Here is a 20,809-nt window from a genome sequence, read left to right on the forward strand (position 1 = left end):
CTCGCTCCCACAATTGAAATACATTCCAATGTGGGAGCGAGCCTGCTCGCGAAGGGGCCATTACTGACAAAACAGATTATTTGGACAAAAAGCGCATCCCTTCCTCAAGCCCGCGCAACGTCAACGGATACATCTGATCCTCGATCAAATCGCGCACGATATTGGTCGATGAGGTATAGCCCCAGGTGTCTTTCGGGTACGGGTTGATCCAGATGAGCTTCTTGTACTTCTCCATGAAACGCTGCATCCACACGTAACCCGGCTCTTCGTTCCAGTGTTCGACGCTGCCGCCGGCCTGGGTGATTTCATAAGGCGCCATGGCGGCGTCACCGATGAAGATCACTTTGTAGTCGGCGCCGTACTTGTGCAGCAGGTCTTGGGTCGAGGTACGTTCGGAGGTACGGCGCATGTTGTTCTTCCACACCGATTCATAAATGAAGTTGTGGAAGTAGAAATACTCCAGATGCTTGAACTCGGTCTTGCAGGCCGAGAACAACTCCTCGCAGATCTTCACATGGGCGTCCATCGAGCCGCCGATGTCGAAGAGCAACAACAGCTTCACCGTGTTGCGTCGTTCCGGGCGCATCTGGATGTTCAGCAGACCGGCATCCTTGGCGGTATGGTCGATGGTGCCGTCGATATCCAGTTCTTCCGCTGCGCCCTGACGGGCGAATTTGCGCAGGCGGCGCAGGGCCACTTTGATGTTGCGCGTGCCCAGCTCCACCGAATCATCGAGGTTCTTGTACTCGCGCTGATCCCAGACCTTCACCGCTTTGCCCTGGCGTTTGCCGGCATCGCCGACCCGAATCCCTTCCGGGTTGAAGCCGCCGGAGCCGAACGGACTGGTGCCGCCGGTGCCGATCCACTTGTTGCCGCCGGCGTGGCGTTCCTTCTGTTCTTCCAGGCGCTTCTTGAATTCTTCGATGAGCTTGTCCAGACCGCCGAGGGACTGGATCTGCGCGCGTTCCTCGTCAGTCAGCGAACGCTCGAATTCCTTGCGCAACCAGTCTTCGGGAATCAGCGCCTGCAAGTGATCGTCGAGTTTTTCCAGGCCATTGAAGTAGGCGCCGAACGCACGGTCGAACTTGTCGAAATGGCGTTCGTCCTTCACCAGAATCGCCCGCGACAAGTAATAGAACTCGTCCATGTCGGCGAAGGTCACGCGCTGTTTCAGCGCGTTGATCAGGTCGAGCAGTTCGCGCACCGACACCGGCACCTTGGCGGCGCGCATTTCATTGAACAGGTTGAGCAACATGGCATCAGCCTCTTAGCGGGTGCCGCGCCGGCTCATGAACGCCAGGCGCTCAAGCAGTTGCACGTCCTGTTCGTTCTTCACCAGCGCACCGGCCAGCGGCGGAATCGCTTTGGTCGGATCACGTTCGCGCAGCACCGCTTCGCCGATGTTGTCGGCCATCAGCAGCTTCAGCCAGTCGACCAGCTCCGAGGTCGACGGCTTCTTCTTCAGACCCGGTACCTTGCGCACGTCGAAGAACACGTCCAGCGCTTCGCTGACCAGATCCTTCTTGATGTCCGGGTAGTGCACGTCGACGATTTTCTGCAGGGTGGTGCGGTCGGGGAAGGCGATGTAGTGGAAGAAGCAGCGGCGCAGGAAAGCGTCCGGCAGCTCTTTCTCGTTGTTGGAGGTAATGATGATGATCGGACGTTTCTTGGCCTTGATGGTCTCGTCGATTTCGTAAACGTAGAACTCCATCTTGTCGAGTTCTTGCAGCAAGTCGTTGGGGAACTCGATGTCGGCCTTGTCGATTTCGTCGATCAGCAGAATGACCCGCTCCTCGGACTCGAACGCCTCCCAGAGCTTGCCCTTCTTCAAGTAGTTGCGCACGTCGTGGACTTTTTCGTTGCCCAATTGCGAATCGCGCAGACGGCTGACCGCATCGTACTCGTAGAGACCCTGATGGGCCTTGGTGGTGGACTTGATGTGCCAGGTGATCAACCTGGCGCCGAACGATTCGGCCAGTTGCTCGGCGAGCATGGTCTTGCCGGTGCCCGGCTCGCCCTTGACCAGCAGCGGCCGCTCCAGGGTGATAGCGGCGTTGACCGCCAGCTTCAGGTCATCGGTGGCGACGTAGGCCTGGGTGCCTTCGAACTTCATCTGCTAATCCTCGAACGGTAACGCCGACCTGACGGGCAGGGCGGGGGCGAAATAATCGAATGCCCGACTATAACGCGCGGCCCGGTCGACTGTGAACGCAGACGGCTTATTCAGTCTCTGAATGGGGCGTCACATGGTGACTCGGTCTCGGCCTGACGCCAGACAACACGGTTGTGGCGAGGGAATGGGTCTCCCATTAAAAAAACTAACCCGCATCCGGCTTCGGCCGTTCATACCGCGCATTGAATGCCTGTATGAAACCATTGCGCAAAATCTGCAAAAACGCTTCGAATGCGCTGATATTTTGCTGATGTACGTTGCCGCTGAGTTCGACCTTGGTGGCGAACTGGTTTTTCGCCTGATTCTTCAGCACGGTTTCCGAGCCGCCGACGATGGCCTCCCAGACCGAGCGGAAGATGCTCTTGTTCTTGTTTTCCACGTCCTGCTGCCAGTTGAACACTTCGACGTCACGCAGCAGTGGTTTGATGTAGCCGTTGACTTGGGCTTTTTTGGCCTGTGCTTCGATCACCACATCACCGTGGCCGGCGTTGAAGTCGAACTTGCCGTAGGCCGAGGCGAAGTCGTTCATGCTTTTGAGTTCGATGTCTTTGGCGCGCAGGCGGAACTGGAAGTCTTCGAAGTTGCTTAGCGGGTCGAACGTGGCAGTGGTTTCCAGCGGCGCATGACCCAGCAACAGCGCCTTGCCTTCGAAGCGGGCATCGCGTTTGCCCTGTTTGTCGACCACGTTGGTCAGGTTATAGATGCTGGCTTCGACGTTGGTGGCATTCATGTTGACCGGTGGCTTGGAATTGAAATTGCGGAAACTGATTTTGCCTTCGTGAATCTGGACCTCGTCGAGGGTAATCGGCAGCAATTTGCCCAGTTGTGCGCGCCAGTCGGTGCCTTGACCGGTTTGAGAGTTCTGCTTGTTAGCACCACCGTCGACGAAGTTGACTTCAGGTTTGACGAATTTCACTTGTGCGACGACGGCATGGTCGTACCACAGCGAATGCCAACTGACCGCCAGATCGATCAGCGGTGCATTGACGAACGGTACCGGTACCTTGCCGTCGACCTTGACGATCTTTAGCCCATTGATCTTGTAGGCGCCGCGCCAAAGGGCCAGATCGACATCAGTGATCTGGCCTCGGTAGTCACCCATGTCTGCCAGTTTGCCGTTCAGGTAGTCGCGCACCATGTAAGGCAAAGCGATGTGCAGCGCGATCAGCAGCACAACGACGACGGCGAAAATCCCTAGTGGCCAACTGTAGCGACGCTTCATGACGGCAATTCCCTGACGATGTAAGCGATTGACTGTTACGTCGCGCAGTCGTTCGACCCGACTGGACTGCGCCAGGCAACAGGCATACCTTGGAAGGCTGAATTCAACGCTGCATAAGGACCCAGCCATGAGCCGTATTTTCGCTGACAACGCCCATTCCATCGGTAATACGCCGCTGGTGCAGATCAACCGCATCGCACCGCGTGGCGTGACCATTCTGGCCAAGATCGAGGGGCGCAACCCCGGTTATTCGGTCAAGTGCCGGATCGGCGCCAACATGATCTGGGACGCCGAAAGCAGCGGCAAACTCAAGCCGGGCATGACCATTGTCGAACCTACGTCGGGCAACACGGGGATCGGCCTGGCGTTCGTCGCTGCGGCCCGTGGTTACAAATTGATGCTGACCATGCCGGCCTCAATGAGTATCGAGCGCCGCAAGGTTCTCAAGGCTCTGGGCGCCGAATTGGTGTTGACCGAGCCGGCCAAGGGCATGAAAGGCGCGATCGAGAAAGCTGCCGAAATCGTCGCCAGCGATGCCGACAAATATTTCATGCCGGCGCAGTTCGATAACCCGGCCAACCCGGCGATTCACGAAAAGACCACCGGTCCTGAAATCTGGAACGACACCGACGGCGCCGTCGACGTACTCGTGGCGGGCGTCGGCACCGGCGGAACCATCACGGGCGTTTCGCGGTATATCAAGAATACCCAGGGCAAACCGATTCTCTCGGTGGCCGTGGAGCCAATGTCGTCACCCGTGATCACCCAGGCGTTGGCGGGTGAAGAGATCAAACCAAGCCCGCACAAAATTCAGGGGATCGGTGCTGGCTTTGTGCCGAAGAACCTGGATCTGTCGATGGTTGACCGGGTCGAGCAGGTCACCGACGAAGAGTCCAAGGCCATGGCCCTGCGGTTGATGCAGGAAGAAGGGATTTTGTGCGGTATTTCCTGCGGTGCGGCGATGGCGGTGGCGGTGCGTCTGGCCGAGACGCCAGAAATGCAGGGCAAGACCATCGTCGTGATTCTGCCGGACTCCGGCGAGCGTTATCTGTCGAGCATGTTGTTCAGCGATCTGTTCACTGAGCAGGAGACTCAGCAGTAATCCAGTTGATTCAGATCAGCCGGGGTTCAGGATGGTTATGCTAATAAATGCTTTGTTGCGCAATTCTTAACACTGAATCTTGTAAGGCGGGTTTTGCCCGAGGCCGGTAGTGTTTATCATGGCCGGCTGCCATGCCGGGTAAAGGGCATTGCGCAGCGTTGTTTTTATTCAAGGAGTCGTTGATGACCTTTTCGTTAGCCGCCAAGGTGTCGGTGTTGCTGCTGTTTGTGGGCAGCATCCTCTATGTGCATTTGCGCGGCAAGGCGCGTTTGCCGGTTCTGCGCCAGTTCGTCAACCACTCGGCGCTGTTCGCCCCGTACAACGCCCTGATGTACCTGTTCTCCGGTGTGCCGTCCAAGCCCTATCTGGATCGCAGCAAGTTTCCGGAACTGGACGTGCTGCGCGACAATTGGGAAACCATTCGCGACGAGGCCATGCATCTGTTCGACGAGGGTTATATTCGCGCGGCAGAAAAGAACAACGACGCCGGTTTCGGCTCGTTCTTCAAGAAGGGCTGGAAGCGTTTCTACCTCAAGTGGTACGACAAACCACTGCCGTCGGCTGAAACCCTGTGCCCGAAAACCGTGGCGCTGGTCAGTGCGATTCCCAACGTCAAAGGCGCGATGTTCGCGCTGTTGCCGGGTGGCAGCCACTTGAACCCGCACCGTGATCCGTTCGCCGGCTCCCTGCGTTACCACCTCGGCTTATCGACGCCGAACTCCGACGATTGCCGGATCTTCGTTGATGGTCAGGTCTACGCCTGGCGTGACGGCGAAGACGTGATGTTCGACGAGACCTACGTGCATTGGGTCAAGAATGAAACCGAGCAGACTCGGGTAATCCTGTTCTGCGACGTCGAGCGTCCGCTGAGCAACCGCTTGATGACCCGCATCAACCGCTCCATCAGCGCCTGGCTCGGCCGCGCCACCGCACCGCAGAACCTTGATGACGAGCGCGTCGGCGGTATCAACCAGGCCTACGCCTGGAGCAAGAGCTTCAGCGACAAGTTCAGTGGCGTGGTCAAACAGTGGAAACGCCGTCATCCGAAGGCCTACCGCGTGATGCGGCCGGTGTTGGCGGTGGTGGTGTTGACGTTGTTGGGGTATTGGCTGTTTGGTTGAGGCTGGATCAGGCAATAAAAAACCGCTCCTTGTGAGCGGTTTTTTATTGTCTGCGAATCAGCGTCGTCCAGCGAGAACGTTGGGTTCATCCACGTCAATGCCATCGACCAGAACTTGCAGAAACCGTTGCTGGTTGGTGGATAACACGAAATCACCCAGCTTTTCATCGGCTTTGCGTGATCGCTTCCTTGAGGGGGCTTTTTTAACAACCTTACGCATTTTTTTGCCCTCGCTGATCATTAATTGAACAGTTTTCACAATACTAATCCTCCACTGCGAGCACAAGGCGGCCATCCAAATCAAATGTGAAGCCGAGCTGTCTATATTTCGGAATGGCTCCTTGCATGGGCTCCTGAACTTCAATCAATCTGCTGCCAATAATTTGGGCAAATTCGTCAATGGCCAACATCGCCAACGCCGCGATACGGTTTTTAAGTGGATGCGCTTCCCCTGGTCTTCCCTCTAGCCGCACGATTCGAATTCGCTGACGGCTATTGTTTGGAATGACAAAACACAGCCCGCAAAGCTCTTGTTCAAACCAGATCGCGACATCGAGAGACAAGGGTTCTCGGGTCTTCCAGGTGACGACCTCTCCCCAGGAAAAATGCGGGTTATCCCAAAGCTCAAAAGCATTTATTGCCTGAGTATCGATGGGTTCGAAGCGTACTTTCGAAAAGTCTGCTCCCTCATGAAAAAGCATTCTCTTGGTGGTGATACTAGCCGCCTTTCTAGCCTCTGACCGATACAACTGATACCGCAAATACGTCCGTTCTCTTGGCATATGATTTCGAGCATTCCATGTCTCCCCATCGATAGGTGTAGCCGTTGCTCAACAGCCTATTCAGCTCTCATGCATCCGTCGCTACTGGCCCTTTGTCCAAATCATTGCAATCCATGTCGCCCGCTGGTTATAGTCGGCGCACGTGAGTCGTATGCCTCACCCTCCAACCCTTCAAAAAAGATCTGCGCCAATGCCTGCATCCCTCATCAACGCGGTAGTCGATTCAGCGGTCAACGCTGGCGTCGTGCCGTGCGGGAATCAGCAGCCCAAGCAGATCAGTCATTACCCTCCACCTGTCAGTAGCACGCCGGTGTGCGCAGTCGTATCACCGCCGGGCGTTGGCGTTTCGGGCTGATTGGCAGTTTTTGCTGACCCCTGCGCCCGCCAGAAAAACCTACTGAATTTCAGCTTCGGCTGAGTTGGCTTCTTGCCTGACTACAGGTGGTATTCATGTTTGTCCTGTCGAAAAAATCCGCGCTCGCGGCGATGTCCACGAGCCTGTTCGTTCTGCTGTGGAGCAGCGGCGCGATCTTCTCCAAATGGGGCCTGGCCCATGCTTCACCGTTTGCCTTTCTGCTGATTCGCTTTGCGATCGCCTTGTGCGGATTGGTACTGCTGGCGCCGTTGCTCAAACTGAAGTTGCCCAAGGACGGCAAACCAATGCTTTATGCGATCGCCACCGGCGTGGTGTTGTTAGGGGCTTATCAGATTTTCTATCTGCTGGCACTGAACAGCAAAGTCACCCCGGGGGTGATGGCGACCATCATGGGTGTGCAGCCGATTCTCACGGTGGTGTTGATGGAACGGCAACGCTCGGCGAGCCGGATGTTCGGGCTGGCGCTGGGGCTGGCGGGTCTGATCATGGTGGTTTACCAAGGCATCGGTCTGGCCGGGATGTCCTGGGCGGGAATGTTGTTCGGGTTGCTGGCGCTGGCGAGCATGACGCTTGGCTCGATCATGCAGAAGCGCATCACGGAAAATCCCCTCGGCACACTGCCGGTGCAGTATCTGGCCGGGCTGTTGCTGTGCGGGATTTTCGTACCGTTCCAGCCGTTCCACTTTGAGCACAGCACAGGTTTTATCGTGCCGGTGTTGTGGATGGGGCTGGTGGTCTCAGTGCTGGCGACGCTGTTGCTGTATCGGCTGATCGCACGGGGCAATCTGGTCAACGTCACCAGTCTGTTTTACCTGGTGCCAGCGGTGACGGCGGTGATGGACTATTTGATTTTCGGCAATCGTCTGGCGGTGTTGAGTGTGCTGGGGATGCTGTTGATCATTGTCGGTCTGGCGTTTGTATTCCGTAAAACCGACTAGCTGACAGGCGGGCTCACTCCCACATTGGAATGCATTCCCCTGTAGGAGTGAGCCTGCTCGCGATAGCCATTTCAGCAGCGCCAGACGTCTAACGGGCTGTCACCTGAGAAGGTTTCACCGCCGCCGGCTTCAACACCAGCCACAACGCCGCCGCAATCAACACCCCGCCATAAATGTGCGCCATCGACAGCGGCTCATCCAGCAGCAACGCGCCCCACAGCACGCCGAACGGCGGAATCATAAAGGTCACCGTCATCGATTTCACCGGCCCGATCGAACTGAGCAGGCGGAAATAAATGATGTAGGCGAACGCCGTGCAACCGAGGCCCAGGCCCAGCAGCGACAGCCAGACATTCCAGCCGCCCCAACTGACCGGCGGCGCGGTAATCACGCTGTAGGTAAACAGCGGCAACAGGAACAACGTCGCGCCGAGCATGCTGCCCAGCGCCGACAGACGGCTGTCCAGCCCGCCGGCCTGATCCAGCCAGCGCCGCGCGAGGAAACCGGCAAAACCATAGCAAGTGGTCGCGAGCAAACAGGCGAGGGCGCCCATCAACAGGTGCAAGTCGAACGCCACAGGGCCGGCGCGGGTCAGCACGCCAACGCCGAACAGGCCGAGGAACACCCCACCCAGCTTGGCAGCAGTGAGTTTTTCACTGAAGAACAACCCGCCAATCAGCACGCCCATCAACGGCGTGGTGGCATTGAAAATCGCCGAGTAACCGGCCGGCAACACCTGGGCCGCAACGGAGTACAGCGTCGCCGGAATACCCGAATTGATCACGCCCAGCAGCATCACGGTTTTCAGTTTGCCTTTGAAATCCCAGCGCACGCGCATCAGCCCGAGGATCACCAGCAGGCCAACGGCCGCAATCGAGACGCGAAAGAATCCGGTCGGGATCGTGCCGACCACCGGTGCAATAATGCGCATGAACAGAAAACTCGCGCCCCAGATGGCCGCCAGCGACAACATACGGAAAATATCGACAGGGCTCACGGCGGGTCTCCTTCCTTGATCGGGACGAGAGTGTTGCCGAGCGCCCTGACGAAGGCAACCGCTATTCGGGCATGCAACTGTCCGTTCAGATCACAAAGCGTGTCACCAGGCCGTTAAGGTCGACGGCCAGACGCGACAGTTCCTGGCTTGCGGCCGAGGTCTGGGTGGCGCCGGCGGCGGTTTGAGTCGAGAGGTCGCGGATGGTCACCAGATTCTGATCGACTTCACGCGCCACCAAGGCCTGTTGTTCGGCAGCGCTGGCGATCACCAGATTGCGTTGGTTGATCTGCGAGATCGACGCGGTGATCTTCTCCAGCGCATGACCTGCGCTGTTGGCGCGGCGTAACGTCTGTCCGGCCTGCTCGGCACTGCTCTGCAACGCACCCACTGTTGCCCCGGTGCCTTGCTGGATGCTGCTGATCATCAGCTCGATTTCTTCGGTGGAATTCTGCGTGCGTTGTGCCAGCGAACGCACTTCATCGGCGACCACCGCGAAACCGCGCCCGGCTTCACCGGCGCGTGCCGCTTCGATCGCCGCATTGAGCGCCAGCAGATTGGTCTGCCCGGCAATCCCGCGAATCACTTCCAGCACTTTGCTGATGTCTTGTGCCTGCGTGGCCAGGCCCTCGGCTTGTGCAGAAGCGCCGAGTACGGCGTCGACCAATTCCTGAATCGAACTGATGGTTTCGCTGACTTGGACATGACCGTGCTTGCTGTCCTCGTTCGACGCGGCAGACGCCTCGGCGCTGGACACCGCGTTGGCCGCGACTTCGTCCACCGCCGTGCTCATCTCGGTGACCGCGGTGGCGGCTTGTTCGATCTGATCGTTCTGCTGTTGCAGGCCTCGGGTGCTTTGCTCCATCACCGAACTCATTTCCTCGGCTGCGGAAGCCAATTGCTGCGCCGATTCGCTGATGCCGCGAATGGTCGAGCGCAGATTGCCCTGCATCTCGGCCAAGGCGTCGAGCAGATGCGCAGCCTCATCTTTACCGCTGCTGACGATCTGGCCGCTGAGGTCTCCGGCGGCAATGCGCCGCGCCACATCCAGTGCCTGATTGATCGGGGTGGTGATGCTGCGCGTCAACTGCCAGGCCAGCAGCAATGTGGCAATCAGGGCCACCACGATGATGGTCGCGACAATCCACAATGCCCGTTGGTACATGGCTGCGGCGGCATCGGCGGCGGCGTCGGCACCTTGCTGATTGAACGCGATCATCTGCTCGAGGGTTTTGTCGAGTAGCGCTCCCTGTGGTGCCAGTTCATTGTTAAGGCGCGTGTAGGCCTGTTCACTTTGCCCGGCGTCGATCTGGCCGATGATCTGTTCGAGGATGCTCATGTACTTGGCGGTGTTGGCATTCAAGCCGTCGAGCATCAGCCGTTCTTTCTCGCTGGTGAGCAGGGCTTTGTGATCGGCAAGGCGCTTGAGCAATTCTTCGCGCTGCGCCTTGATGATGCCTTTGCTTCTGTCGCGCACGGCAGGCTGGGTGCTGGTGATCAGGCGCAAGGATTCGAGGCGAATGCTGGCGATGTTCGCCGCCGCGTCATGAATACTCTCGATGCTCGGCATCCATGATTCTTCAATCACTGCTGCACTCTCGCGCAGGGTTTTCATCTGGCCCAGACCGAACAGGCCGACCACCACCAGCAGACCGGCCAAAACAGCAAAGCTCAAACTGGCGCGCAAACCTATGCGCAGATTCCGGATAGACATCAGTGTGCTCCTTGATCTTTTAGGGGGAGGTCGTCCTCGTCAGCGAGGATCTTGTTATGAGGGGGTGATGGCGGGGTGTATATCAAAGTGCCACTATTTTGGTAAGACCAATCTGGAGTTGTCGCTGGCGGTCCGCTCAGGCGCAGCAAAGCCGCGGACTAGAAGTGTCTGTCAGGTATTGGATTGGAAGACCAGAGAATTCGCGGGCTGGGGCAGGGCGGCAAGAAGGACCGCTGAGGTGATTAACTGACCGAACGGTCGATTAAAAAAACTTTGCTAAAAACTGTGCCGCTTTACAACTCTGACGTGGATTTGGCAGAAATTGCACTTCACCTGCGGCCGCTTCCGTGGCTAAGCTCAGGCACAGATTTCCCCACGCACGCCGAGGTCTCATCTATGCCGCAGCCATGGCCAGCCACCGACATCGCCCGCATGATCCTCGATGGCTTTGACGATTACCGCGAGCATTTCCGGCGGATCACCGACGGCGCCCGGGAGCGTTTCGAGCAGGCGCGCTGGCAGGAGACGCAAACGGCGTCGGCGGCGCGGATCAATCTCTACGAAGAAAAGGTCGGCGAAACCATCGCTCGCCTGGGCGAATACTTCGATGATGAAACGCTGATGAACGTCAGCTGCTGGCCACTGGTGAAAAGTGCCTACATCAGCGTCATCGACCTGCGCTTCGACGATGAACTGTCCGAGACCTGGTACAACTCGATTTTCTGCGGGCTGTTCAGCCACGACCTGATCAGCGACGGCTGCATGTTCATCCACACCACCCGCCCGAGCCTGCGCCGCGCCCGCGCTGCGCAAACCCGCACGTACAAACCGCAGGGGCAGTTGTCGGGGATGCTGGCGAGCATTTTTGCCGACTACCGTTTCAGCGAGGATTACGCCGATCTGCCGGGGGACTTGCTCAGGCTCGAAGCGCAACTGCGCGAGAACCTGCCAGACTGGGTGTGCAAGGATCCGGAACTCAGCGTCGAGCTGTTTTCCTCGGTGCTGTACCGCAACAAGGGCGCCTACCTGGTCGGGCGCATCTACACCCGCGACGAGCAATGGCCGTTGGTGATTCCGCTGTTACATCGCGAGGGACGCGGGATTCAGATCGACGCGCTGATCACCGACGAAGCGGATGTGTCGATCATCTTCTCGTTCACCCGTTCCTATTTCATGGTCGACGTGCCGGTGCCGGCCGAGTTCATCGGTTTCCTGCGACGCATTCTGCCGGGCAAGCACATCGCCGAGCTGTACACCTCAATCGGCTTCTACAAGCACGGCAAATCCGAGTTCTACCGAGCGCTGATCAATCATCTGGCCAACACCGACGACCAGTTCATCATGGCCCCGGGTGTACGCGGCATGGTCATGAGCGTGTTCACCCTGCCGGGTTTCAACACCGTGTTCAAGATCATCAAGGACCGTTTCTCGCCGTCGAAAAACGTCGATCGCGCGACGGTGATCGAGAAGTACCGATTGGTGAAAAGCGTCGACCGGGTCGGGCGCATGGCCGATACCCAAGAGTTCGCCGATTTTCGTTTTCCGCTGAGCAAGTTCGATCCGGCGTGCCTGGAGGAATTGCTCGAAGTGGCGCCATCGACGGTGTCGGTCGAGGGCGACACGGTGCTGATCCGTCACTGCTGGACCGAGCGGCGCATGACCCCGCTCAACCTGTATCTGGAAAACGCCAACGATGCGCAGGTGCGCGAGGCGCTGGAGGATTACGGCCTGGCGATCAAGCAACTGGCGGCGGCGAACATCTTTCCCGGTGACATGTTGCTGAAAAACTTCGGCGTCACTCGACACGGGCGCGTGGTGTTCTACGACTACGACGAAATCTGCTTCCTGACCGAAGCCAACTTCCGCCACATCCCCGCACCGCGCACGCCGGAGGACGAAATGGCTTCCGAACCGTGGTATTCGATCGGGCCGCTGGATGTATTTCCCGAGGAGTTTCCACCGTTTCTGTTTGCCGATTCGGGGCAGCGCAAGTTGTTCGATCAGTTGCATGGCGAGTTGTATAACGCCGATTACTGGAAGAGCCTGCAGGAGGCGATTCGGGCGGGGAAAGTCATTGATGTCTTCCCATACCGTCGCAAAGGCCTCGACAACGAGTAGCTCTTTTAAAAGCCCCTCACCCCAGCCCTCCCGAAACGTCGGACCGCCCATAGGGAGAGGGAGCTGACCGAGGTGTCTTGGGTCAAACGCCGACCTGAAAGAGCTCGGCGATTATGGATTCGGCAAAGCTCTTTCAGGTCGATGTACCTTTGAAGCATCCCCCAATCGGTCCCCTCTCCCTTTGGGAGAGGGCTAGGGTGAGGGTCGCAATCCCCCTGACACGCCACAACCCCCCCAAATCTGCGACAATCCGCCCCCTGCATAAATAGACGACCGAATTGCCTACCCGATGACCGACGAATCGCCCTCCATCGACAAACTGCTGAAAAACCTCGATCACGCCATGCTCGCCGACCGTCACCGGCTGCGGCGGCAGTTGCTTGAGCTGCGCAAGAAACCCGACGAGGCCAAACTGGCCCAGTGGGTGACGCGCATGCAGGCGTCCTGTGATCAGGTGCTGGCGCGCCGTGCCAGCCTGCCGGTGATTCGTTACGACGACAGCCTGCCGATCGCCGCCAAGCGCGACGAAATCAAAAAGGCGCTGGAGCAGCATCAGGTGCTGATCATCGCCGGCGAAACCGGTTCGGGCAAAACCACGCAGTTACCGAAGATCTGTCTGGAAATCGGTCGCGGTCAGCACGGTCTGATCGGCCACACCCAGCCACGCCGAATCGCTGCACGCAGCGTTGCCAGCCGCGTTGCCGAAGAACTCGGCACGCCGCTCGGTTCGCTGGTCGGCTATCAGGTGCGCTTCGAAGATCAAAGCGATGCCAACACCCTGATCAAGTTGATGACCGACGGCATCCTGCTGGCGGAAACCCAGAACGATCGCTACCTCGAACGCTATGACACGATCATCGTCGACGAAGCCCACGAGCGCAGCCTCAATATCGACTTCCTGCTCGGCTACCTGAAAACCCTGCTGCCGCGTCGCCCGGACCTGAAAGTCATCATCACCTCGGCGACCATCGATCTGGAGCGCTTCTCCAGGCACTTCGATGATGCGCCGATTGTCGAGGTATCCGGCCGTACCTTCCCGGTGGACACCTGGTATCGCCCGCTGACGCTGGAGCAGGACGAGGAGGGCAACCGTGTCGAGGATGACCTAACCGTCGATCAAGCGATCCTCGCCACTCTCGACGAAATCGCTGCTTATGAGCGCAGCGAACGCCGCAGTCCGGGAGACGTGCTGGTGTTCCTGCCCGGCGAGCGTGAAATCCGTGACGCCGCCGACATGCTGCGCAAGGCCCAACTCAAACACACGGAAATTCTGCCGCTGTATGCGCGCCTGTCACCGGCCGAACAGCAACGGATTTTCCAGTCGCACCCGGGTCGACGCGTGGTGCTGGCGACCAACGTCGCCGAAACCTCGCTGACCGTGCCGGGCATCCGTTACGTGATCGACAGCGGCACCGCACGCATCAGTCGTTACAGCTACCGCGCCAAGGTGCAGCGCCTGCCGATCGAGGCGATTTCCCAGGCCAGCGCCAACCAGCGTAAAGGCCGTTGCGGTCGGGTCGAGCCGGGCATTTGCATTCGGCTGTACAGCGAAGAAGATTTTAACGGGCGCCCAGAGTTCACCGATCCGGAGATTCTGCGCACCAACCTCGCCGCTGTGATTCTGCAGATGCTGCATCTGCGTCTCGGCGAGATCACTGCATTCCCGTTCATCGAGCCGCCGGATGGCAAGGCAATCAGCGATGGTTTCAACCTGCTGCAGGAACTCTCGGCGGTCGATCGCAACAGCCAGCTGACGCCGTTGGGTCGCCAATTGGCGCGCTTGCCGGTGGATCCGCGCATGGGCCGCATGCTGCTCGAAGCGGCCAGGCTCGGCAGCCTGCAGGAAGTGCTGATCGTCGCCAGTGCCATGTCGATTCAGGATCCGCGCGAGCGGCCGCCGGAACGTCAGCAGGCTGCCGATCAGGCCCACGCGCAATGGAAAGACACCGACTCGGACTTCGCCGGTTTAGTGAATCTGTGGCGCGGGTTTGAAGAGCAGCGCCAGGCGCTGACGGCCAGTCCGTTGCGCAACTGGTGCCGGAAGAATTTCCTCAACTATCTGCGTCTGCGCGAGTGGCGCGACTCCCATCGCCAGTTGAGCCTGATCTGCCGCGACATGCAGTTGAGCCTCAACAAAGAGCCGGCGGATTATCCGAAACTGCACAAAGCGGTGCTGGTCGGCTTGCTCAGCCAGATCGGTCAGAAAACCGAGGACGGTGATTACCTCGGCGCGCGTCAGCGACGCTTCTGGATTCACCCGTCGTCGGGCATCGGCAAGAAGCGTCCGCAATGGCTGATGACCGCCGAGCTGGTGGAAACCACCAAACTCTACGCGCGCATGGTCGCCAAGATCGACGCCGACTGGATCGAGCCGCTGGCCGGGCATCTGATCAAGAAAAACCACTTCGAACCGCACTGGGAAAAGAAGCGCGGCCAGGTCGTGGCCTACGAGCAGATCACTCTGTTCGGGCTGATCGTGGTCGGTCGCCGGCCGGTGCATTACGGCCCGGTGGACCCGGTGGTTTCTCGCGAATTGTTTATCCGCGAAGGCCTGGTGCGTGGCGAGATTCAATCGAAAGCCAAATGCCTGACGGCCAACAAACAGTTGCTCGAACAGCTCGACGAACTGGAGGCCAAGGCCCGTCGTCGCGACATTCTCGCCGACGAAGAAACCCTGTACGCGTTCTATGACGCGCGCTTGCCGGCAGAGATTCACCAGACCGCAACCTTCGACAGTTGGTACCGCATCAACAGCCAGAAGGATCCGCAGCTGTTGATCATGCGCGAGGAAGACGTGCTGGCCCGCGAGGCCAGTGAAGTCACCGCGCGGGATTATCCGGACACCCTGCACATCGGCGATCTGGAACTGGCGCTGACCTATCACTTCGAACCCAATCATCCGCGCGACGGCGTGACCCTGCGCGTGCCGGCACCGCTGCTGCCGATGCTGCCACCGGAACGCCTGGAATGGCTGGTGCCGGGGATGATCGAGGCCAAGTGCATCGCCCTCGTGCGCAACTTGCCGAAAGCCTTGCGCAAGAACTTCGTGCCGGTGCCGGACTTCATCAAAGCTGCGCTTCAACGCATGACCTTTGCCGAGGGTTCGTTGCCGCAAGCGCTGGGTCGCGAACTGTTGCGCATGACCGGCGCGCGGGTCAGCGACGAGGCGTGGGCCGAAGCTGAGCAAGGCGTGGAGGGGCATCTGCGGATGAACCTGGAGATTGTCGATGGCCAAGGCAAATTCCTCGGCGAAGGCCGCGATCTGGCCGAACTGACGGCGCGGTTTGCCGAAGCCAGTCAGGCCGCGCTGGCGGTGCCGCAGAGTGCGAAAAGTCAGCAACCGGTGGAGGCCAAGGTCTTCGCCCCGGTGGCGGAAAAAACCCAACAGAAGATCGCCGGGCTGTCGATGACGGTATACCCGGCGCTGGTTGAAGAGGGCGGTACGGTCAAGGAAGGGCGCTTCTCGACTCCGGCCGAGGCCGAATTCCAGCATCGTCGCGCCTTGCAGCGTTTGTTGATGCAGCAACTGGCCGAGCCGGCCAAGTTCCTGCGCGGCAAGCTGCCGGGGCAGACCGAGCTGGGCTTGCTCTACCGCGAGTTGGGCCGCGTCGATGCGCTGGTCGAAGACATTCTGCTGGCCAGCCTCGACAGCTGCATCCTTGAAGGTGAAGACCCGTTGCCCCGCGACGGCGCCGGATTGGCGGCATTGGCCGAGCGCAAACGCGGCAACTGGACCGAACACGCTGAGCGCGTGGCGCGCCTGACCCTGGAGGTTCTCAAGCTCTGGCATGGCCTGCAAAAGCGCTTCAAGGGCAAGATTGATCTGGCCCAGGCTGTGGCGCTGAACGACATCAAGCAGCAAATCGGCAATCTGGTGTATCCGGGGTTTGTCCGCGAGACGCCGATGCAGTGGCTTAAAGAGCTGCCGCGTTACCTGAAAGCGGTCGAGCAGCGTTTCGAAAAACTCGGCGCGCAGGTGCAGAAGGATCGCGTCTGGAGCGGCGAACTCGCCGGCCTCTGGGCGCAATACCAGACTCGCGCGGCGAAACATGCCCAGGAAGGCAAACGCGATCCGCAGCTTGAGCTGTATCGCTGGTGGCTGGAGGAATACCGGGTGTCGCTGTTCGCCCAGCAGCTGGGGACGAAAGTGCCGATTTCCGACAAGCGCCTGAACAAGCAGTGGACCCAGGTAGAGCCCTGACCTGGAGACCTACACAATCCCCCCTGTGGGAGCGAGCCTGCTCGCGAAGGCGGTGTGTCAGGTAAGAATGTGCTGACTGACACCGCACCTTCGCGAGCAGGCTCGCTCCCACAGGGGATTGGTGTTGATTTTGAGAAAGGCGCCAAAAGCCTGCGTTTATGGCAAACTTCGCGACCATAAACGCCGGTTTCGCGACCCAGAGCCTTTGGCCGTGTCGCGCGACGGAATAAAGCGATGCCAGGTTTGCGTCCCCCGGATGGGAATAGACCCTTTGTGTGTTGGTACGACGGTTCCAGCACTTTCTGCCTGAACAGATTAGAGAAACGACCATGCATAACGTCGTCATCAGCGGCACCGGCCTGTACACCCCGGCCAACAGCATCTCCAACGAAGAGCTGGTGCAGTCTTTCAATACCTACGTCGCCCAGTTCAACGCCGACAACGCCGAGGCCATTGCCAGCGGCGAAGTCCAGGCCCTGACCGAATCCAGCGCCGCGTTCATCGAAAAAGCCTCGGGCATCAAGAGCCGCTTTGTCATGGACAAGGACGGTATCCTCGATCCGCAACGTATGGCCCCGCGTTTGCCGGAGCGTTCCAACGACGAATGGTCGGTGCTCTGCCAGATGGCCATCGGCGCTGCCGAACAAGCCTTGCAGCGTGCTGGCAAAACTGCCGCTGATATCGACGGCGTGATCGTTGCCTGCTCCAACCTGCAGCGCGCCTACCCGGCCATCGCCATCGAAGTCCAGGAAGCCTTGGGCATTCAGGGGTTTGGTTTCGACATGAACGTGGCCTGTTCTTCGGCGACTTTCGGCATTCAGGCAGCGGCCAACAGCGTGCAACTGGGTCAGGCCCGGGCGATCCTGATGGTCAACCCGGAAGTCTGCACCGGGCATCTGAACTTCCGTGACCGCGACAGCCACTTCATCTTCGGCGACGCCGCGACAGCGGTGATCATCGAGCGCGCTGACACCGCGACGTCCAAGCACCAGTTCGACGTGGTCAGCACCAAACTGCTGACCAAGTTCTCCAACAATATCCGCAACAACTTCGGCTTCCTCAACCGCGCGGCGGAAGAGGGCATCGGTGCCCGCGACAAGCTATTCGTGCAGGAAGGCCGCAAGGTGTTCAAGGATGTCTGCCCAATGGTTGCCGAGCTGATTGGCGATCACCTGGAAGAGAACAAGCTCAACGTCGGCGACGTGAAGCGCTTCTGGCTGCATCAGGCCAACCTGAGCATGAACCACCTGATCGTGCGCAAGTTGCTGGGTCGCGAAGCCACCGAAGAAGAAGCTCCGGTGATTCTCGACACCTACGCCAACACCAGCTCCGCGGGTTCGGTGATTGCTTTCCACAAGTATCAGGACGATCTGGCGAGCGGTTCGCTGGCGGTGTTGAGTTCGTTCGGTGCCGGCTATTCGATCGGCAGCGTGATTCTGCGCAAGCGTTGAAAATTGGTTTAATTTCCTCTTAATCGCGCCGACCTTTCCTACATCCGAATCGGCTCAAACGCTGTAATTTTTCGCAAATGGCGGCAGGTGAAGACCTGCCGCATTCATTTTCGGAGTCGGAACAAGGGGATTGATGGATGGCGGCTGACGATACCGAACTGCTTGCGCGCCTGCTGGCGGGTGAGCAAAAGGCTTTCAAGGAACTGGTGACGACGTACCAGAGCGCCATGCGTGCTGTGGCGTATGCGATTGTCGGCCAGCGTCATGTCGAAGAAGTGGTGCAGGATGCCTGGCTATCGGTGGTGCGCCACATTGCCAGTTTCGAGGGGCGCTCCAGTCTCAAGACCTGGCTGCTGACCATCACGGCCAACGCCGCCAAAAGCCGTTATAAACAGAATCGTCGCGAAGTGTTGATGGATGATCTTCCGTCGCCCCATGGCACGATCGACGATGACCGTTTCTCTCCCGCTGATGGCCATTGGCTGGTCGCCCCGTTCGCCTGGCACCAGGACACCCCCGAAGCCCTGCTCACTGAAGGCGAATTGCGCGAATGCCTGGAGCACACGCTGCTGAGCCTGTCGGAGCTGCAAAGCAGCGTTTTGCTGTTGCGCGAACGTCAGGGCCTGGAGCTGGAGGAGATCTGTAATCTTCTGGAGATCTCGCTCTCCAATGTCCGTGTGCTGCTGCATCGTGCGCGGCTGAAAGTCTTCGCAACCGTGGAGCATTTTGAGGAGACCGGGGAATGCTGACCTGTAAGGAACAAGTGGCGCGCTCCAGCGATTATCTCGATGACCAATTGAGCTTTGGGGAAAAGTGGATGGTGCGTCATCATCTGATGTTTTGTCCGAACTGTCGGCGTTTCATTCGTCAGATGCGTTTGATGCAAGCCACTTTGAAGGCACTGCCGGAGCCACCGGCAGAAGGCGTCGAAGAGCTGGCCGAACGCCTGGCCGAGCAACGACGAAAAGTTAATCCCCAGTAGGAGCTGTCGAGTGAAACGAGGCTGCGATCTTTTGATCTTGTTTTCAGGATCAAGATCAAAAGATCGTCCGATCGCGGCCCGAGCCTCCGGCAGCTCCTACAGGGGGTTTTTGCATCTTGCAGAAATAACCCAGTGCGGGGGAAGCGAACGGATGATGGGGATCGCCCCGCCCGCACCAGGCTATAAGAGAATCAGCTGCAAGCGCCAAGTCTCAAGCTGCAAGTAATGCTTTGACTTGCAGCTTGAGGCTCGAAGCTTGCAACTGCTGTTTTTAGAACTTGGCTTCTGCGTCCAGTTGCAGGGTGTTGGCGTCAGCGTCACGCTGGGTACGGCTGGCGAAGTCGGCCTTGGTCAGGAAGTACGTGGCGCCAATGGCGAAGTTCTTGTCGATGTCGTAGCCAACCTTGAACTTGTGGCCGCGCGAACCGGTGGTGCCGTTGGCGAAGTCGGAGTCGGTGAAGGCGCCGACCACGGCGTTGCGCTGCACGTCACGATAGTTGTAATCGAGGTTCAGGCCGAAGACTTTCGACTTGGCACCAACCAGCCACGCGGTGTCCTGATCGGTCACGGCGTCGTTGTTCTTCACGTACTGACCGTAGAACGACAACGGCATTGGCAGACCGCCGATGTCGACCTGGCTGAAACCTTCATACAGACGGAATTCGTTGTTGGCCGAGTTGCCGTTGACCGCCAGGGCGCACGGTGTGGAAGTCCCGGTGCAGCGACTGTCTTCGTCGTTCTGGTAGGCATAGACGCTACCGCCCAGAGTCACTTTCAGGTTGTCGGTGATGTTGAAGCGGCTACCCAACTGGCCAGCGGTCAGACGCAGGTCGTGACGGAATTGCACGCCATCGCCGTCAACGTTGTCCTTGAGGTTGTAGTTACCCAGGCTGCCGAACAGTTCGGCGCTGCTGCCCAATGGATATTTGTAGGTAACGGCCAGACCTTCCGGGTTGATGTCGCTGTCCCAGATCACGTCGCCCATGCTGACCCACGGTTGCAGCATCTTGCCGCCGATAATGTGCAGGTTCTTGATCTGGTCAGGGTGGTAGTCGATGTAACCGAGATCCAGCCAGATCTGCTTCTTGTCGAAGTAGTTGTCCTGATCCTGGTTGGTCGAACGGGCATCGTCGCCGCCGCCGGTGGCGATACGGATACCGGTGTCGACTTGCGGGTTGATCTCGGTGTAGGCACCCAGACGGGCACGGATGCGTTGACGATCCTTGTCGCGGCCGCCGTTGTTCGGCTCGCCGTCGATCTTGATGGTTTCCTGACGGATACGCACGTCGCCCTTGAACTGGGTCTTGGCCGCCCAGGCGAGTTTCTGGTCGAAGACGCTTTGTTCGTTGGTTTTCTTCGCAACAGCGGCGACTTGTTCGTTGGTCTCTTGCTGCGCCTGCTGCGCGATTTGCTGAGCCTTCTGATCCTTGGCCAGTTCAGTTTGCAGCTCGATGTACTGCGCCTGGGAAATGGAACCGTTAGCCTTGAGCATGTCGAGCAGTTTGGCGTCGACTGCAGCACTGGCCGGAACACTCATGGCCAGCAACAAGCCACCGCACAGGGCCGCCGCAGTTTTCGTGGAAGCAAGACGCATAGCAATCTCCGAAGATGAGAGGGGATGGCACAACCATCCGGG

17 protein-coding genes are annotated in these 20,809 nt (G+C 58.8%); 9 read left to right on the plus strand and 8 right to left on the minus strand.

The genetic code is table 11. From position 1 onward, the window contains the following. Positions 1–76: 76 nt before the first annotated feature. The 3 genes from BK670_RS20835 to BK670_RS20845 all read right to left on the minus strand — a co-directional run bounded on the left by BK670_RS20835 (position 77) and on the right by BK670_RS20845 (position 3,395). Positions 77–1,255 (minus strand): vWA domain-containing protein, encoded by a 1,179-nt coding sequence (locus tag BK670_RS20835; RefSeq protein WP_007956512.1) that lies wholly within the window; start codon positions 1,253–1,255, stop codon positions 77–79. Between the two features lie 12 nt (positions 1,256–1,267). Next, positions 1,268–2,113 (minus strand): AAA family ATPase, encoded by an 846-nt coding sequence (locus tag BK670_RS20840; protein WP_123452482.1) that lies wholly within the window; start codon positions 2,111–2,113, stop codon positions 1,268–1,270. Positions 2,114–2,318: 205 nt separating this feature from the next. Next, positions 2,319–3,395, minus strand: coding sequence for a DUF748 domain-containing protein (locus BK670_RS20845; protein ID WP_123452485.1), 1,077 nt, complete (start codon positions 3,393–3,395; stop codon positions 2,319–2,321). 127 nt (positions 3,396–3,522) lie between these two features. Between BK670_RS20845 and cysK the strand changes: the two genes are divergently transcribed. Continuing rightward, positions 3,523–4,497 (plus strand): cysteine synthase A, encoded by a 975-nt coding sequence (gene cysK / locus BK670_RS20850; protein ID WP_007911289.1) that lies wholly within the window; start codon positions 3,523–3,525, stop codon positions 4,495–4,497. Between the two features lie 182 nt (positions 4,498–4,679). Continuing rightward, positions 4,680–5,618, plus strand: a complete 939-nt coding sequence (locus BK670_RS20855; protein ID WP_123452487.1) for an aspartyl/asparaginyl beta-hydroxylase domain-containing protein — start codon at positions 4,680–4,682, stop codon at positions 5,616–5,618. Between the two features lie 57 nt (positions 5,619–5,675). Here BK670_RS20855 and BK670_RS20860 read toward each other — a convergent pair whose 3' ends face one another. Together BK670_RS20860 and BK670_RS20865 are read right to left on the minus strand one after the other, a co-directional pair. Further along, positions 5,676–5,876, minus strand: a complete 201-nt coding sequence (locus tag BK670_RS20860) for a hypothetical protein (protein ID WP_148047035.1) — start codon at positions 5,874–5,876, stop codon at positions 5,676–5,678. A 4-nt stretch (positions 5,877–5,880) separates the two neighbouring features. Continuing rightward, the gene (locus tag BK670_RS20865) at positions 5,881–6,399 is read right to left on the minus strand and encodes a hypothetical protein (protein WP_123452491.1); all 519 of its coding nucleotides are present in this window, start codon (positions 6,397–6,399) and stop codon (positions 5,881–5,883) included. Between the two features lie 190 nt (positions 6,400–6,589). Between BK670_RS20865 and BK670_RS29670 the strand changes: the two genes are divergently transcribed. Together BK670_RS29670 and BK670_RS20870 are read left to right on the plus strand one after the other, a co-directional pair. Continuing rightward, positions 6,590–6,754, plus strand: a complete 165-nt coding sequence (locus BK670_RS29670; RefSeq protein ID WP_162835961.1) for a hypothetical protein — start codon at positions 6,590–6,592, stop codon at positions 6,752–6,754. Between the two features lie 95 nt (positions 6,755–6,849). Further along, positions 6,850–7,713 (plus strand): DMT family transporter, encoded by an 864-nt coding sequence (locus BK670_RS20870; protein WP_123452494.1) that lies wholly within the window; start codon positions 6,850–6,852, stop codon positions 7,711–7,713. A gap of 88 nt (positions 7,714–7,801) precedes the next feature. On the opposite strand, the gene BK670_RS20875 is transcribed toward BK670_RS20870, so the two are convergent. Next, the gene (locus tag BK670_RS20875; protein ID WP_123452496.1) at positions 7,802–8,710 is read right to left on the minus strand and encodes a DMT family transporter; all 909 of its coding nucleotides are present in this window, start codon (positions 8,708–8,710) and stop codon (positions 7,802–7,804) included. Between the two features lie 85 nt (positions 8,711–8,795). Beyond that, a complete protein-coding gene (locus BK670_RS20880; protein ID WP_123452498.1) occupies positions 8,796–10,421 on the minus strand; it encodes a methyl-accepting chemotaxis protein in 1,626 nt (541 codons plus the stop codon). A gap of 396 nt (positions 10,422–10,817) precedes the next feature. Between BK670_RS20880 and aceK the strand changes: the two genes are divergently transcribed. From aceK to BK670_RS20905, 5 genes are all read left to right on the plus strand, one after another. After that, complete coding sequence (aceK, locus tag BK670_RS20885; RefSeq protein ID WP_123452500.1) at positions 10,818–12,539, plus strand: bifunctional isocitrate dehydrogenase kinase/phosphatase; 1,722 nt, start codon at positions 10,818–10,820, stop codon at positions 12,537–12,539. Between the two features lie 289 nt (positions 12,540–12,828). Further along, positions 12,829–16,740 (plus strand): ATP-dependent RNA helicase HrpA, encoded by a 3,912-nt coding sequence (gene hrpA, locus BK670_RS20890; protein WP_123452502.1) that lies wholly within the window; start codon positions 12,829–12,831, stop codon positions 16,738–16,740. Between the two features lie 329 nt (positions 16,741–17,069). Continuing rightward, positions 17,070–18,191 (plus strand): beta-ketoacyl-ACP synthase III, encoded by a 1,122-nt coding sequence (locus BK670_RS20895; RefSeq protein ID WP_123452504.1) that lies wholly within the window; start codon positions 17,070–17,072, stop codon positions 18,189–18,191. A 137-nt stretch (positions 18,192–18,328) separates the two neighbouring features. Next, positions 18,329–18,940, plus strand: coding sequence for an RNA polymerase sigma factor (locus tag BK670_RS20900; RefSeq protein ID WP_123452506.1), 612 nt, complete (start codon positions 18,329–18,331; stop codon positions 18,938–18,940). Next, the gene (locus BK670_RS20905) at positions 18,934–19,173 is read left to right on the plus strand and encodes an anti-sigma factor family protein (RefSeq protein WP_123452508.1); all 240 of its coding nucleotides are present in this window, start codon (positions 18,934–18,936) and stop codon (positions 19,171–19,173) included. The genes BK670_RS20900 and BK670_RS20905 overlap by 7 nt, the downstream gene beginning before the upstream one ends. A gap of 271 nt (positions 19,174–19,444) precedes the next feature. Here the strand turns inward: BK670_RS20905 and BK670_RS20910 are convergent, their stop codons facing one another. After that, positions 19,445–20,767, minus strand: coding sequence for a putative porin (locus BK670_RS20910; RefSeq protein WP_123452510.1), 1,323 nt, complete (start codon positions 20,765–20,767; stop codon positions 19,445–19,447). Between the last annotated feature and the right edge of the window lie 42 nt (positions 20,768–20,809).

The sequence above is a fragment of the Pseudomonas fluorescens genome, assembly GCF_003732425.1.
Classification (GTDB): Bacteria; Pseudomonadota; Gammaproteobacteria; order Pseudomonadales; family Pseudomonadaceae; genus Aquipseudomonas; species Aquipseudomonas fluorescens_BE.